General features: G+C 53.9%; 2 protein-coding genes. Both read right to left on the bottom strand.

Annotation, left to right across the window (positions count from 1 at the left end):
* Nucleotides 1-38: 38 nt before the first annotated feature.
* Complete coding sequence (locus tag ACIQV9_RS28925) at nucleotides 39-845, bottom strand: IS3 family transposase (RefSeq protein ID WP_403108674.1); 807 nt, start codon at nucleotides 843-845, stop codon at nucleotides 39-41.
* A 26-nt stretch (nucleotides 846-871) separates the two neighbouring features.
* Nucleotides 872-1,177, bottom strand: coding sequence for a transposase (locus ACIQV9_RS28920; protein WP_403108671.1), 306 nt, complete (start codon nucleotides 1,175-1,177; stop codon nucleotides 872-874).
* Nucleotides 1,178-1,247: the final 70 nt, after the last annotated feature.

Raw genomic sequence — 1,247 nt, 5'->3', positions numbered from 1 at the left:
TGAACTGGTCCAGTAATTTTGGACATTTTTTTCGGTTCTCACGCCGCCAGCTTTTCCGCTGCTACAGGTGAGTGGTAACCGTTGTAACTGTGGCGCCTGACATTGTTGTAGCGCGTCACATAGCGGTTTATATCAACTCGGGCTTCGTGTTCCGAGTTGTAGCCGTCTTCAGGCACCCATTCGGACTTCAAACTTCCAAAAAAACGCTCCATCGGGGCGTTATCCCAGCATTGGCCTTTTCGACTCATGCTTTGCCTAAGCTCGTGCGCCATCAGTTCGTCCCTGAATTTATGGCTGGTGTACTGACATCCCTGGTCAGAGTGGAACAGTACGCCTTTGGGTTGCCCTCTCAATTCGACGGCCATTCGCAGTGATTCGCGTGCCAGCGTCGCGTCGGCGACCAGTGAAAACGACCAGCCCACCACTCGTCGCGCAAATAGATCCAGAACGACTGAGAAGTAGAGCCAGCGCTTGCCCAGCTGGATATAGGTGATATCCGCGCACCAAACCTTATTGATATCAGCTACGTAAAACTCACGCTCCAGCTCATGCTCAGCCACCAGCGACTCAACGCCCGATGACTTGTACTTGTGAGGTCTGCGCTGACGGCTAGCGATCCCAGCTTCCTTCATCAAACCGCGGGCCATGTAGCGGCCCACCTGATGGCCGTCACCCCGCAGGTCTTCGGAGAGGGTTCGTGCACCTGCCGAGCCTCTTGATGCCTTGTGGTATTTAATCAAAACAACCTTGAGCGCTTCGCGCTTCGGGTTGGTTTTACCTTGGCGCTGACGCCAGGCGTAATAGCTGCTGCGGTTGACTTCAAACACGCGGCAGCAGTCTGTAATGCCGTACTGCTCGCCCAGCTCACTGATCAGAGGGAATGATCTTTGGAGTCCAAAAGCAGGAGAGCACTGGCCTTTTTTAGGATTTCGATATCCCGGTCTTTCTGCCTCAGCAAGGCTTTGAGTTCCTGGATTTGCTTCTGGTCGGCGGTGATCGCCTTGGTACCCACAAGCGTCGATCCGGCGCGCTCTTTTCGCACCTGATCGACCCAGCGGCGCAAAGCTGTTGGGCCGATATCCAAGCTGGCACAGATCTCGGGAATCGGCTGATCCTCATCGAGCACCATGCTTGCAGCTTTGAGTTTGAACTCACTGGAATAGGATTTTCGCATCATCATGCACACCTCAGATTTGGGCGCCATCATAGCGCCCTATTGATGTGTCCAAATTCATTAGGCCAGATCA

The sequence above is a fragment of the Pseudomonas sp. NPDC099000 genome (assembly GCF_044759925.1).
Classification (GTDB): Bacteria; Pseudomonadota; Gammaproteobacteria; order Pseudomonadales; family Pseudomonadaceae; genus Aquipseudomonas.
The sequence above is the reverse complement of the archived record's forward strand: the minus strand, read 5'-3'. Positions and strand labels throughout refer to the sequence as shown.

Bases quoted from the DNA above. Each gene is read 5' to 3' on its own strand.
- ACIQV9_RS28920 (WP_403108671.1), bottom strand. From the start codon at position 1,177: ATGATGCGAAAATCCTATTCCAGTGAGTTCAAACTCAAAGCTGCAAGC.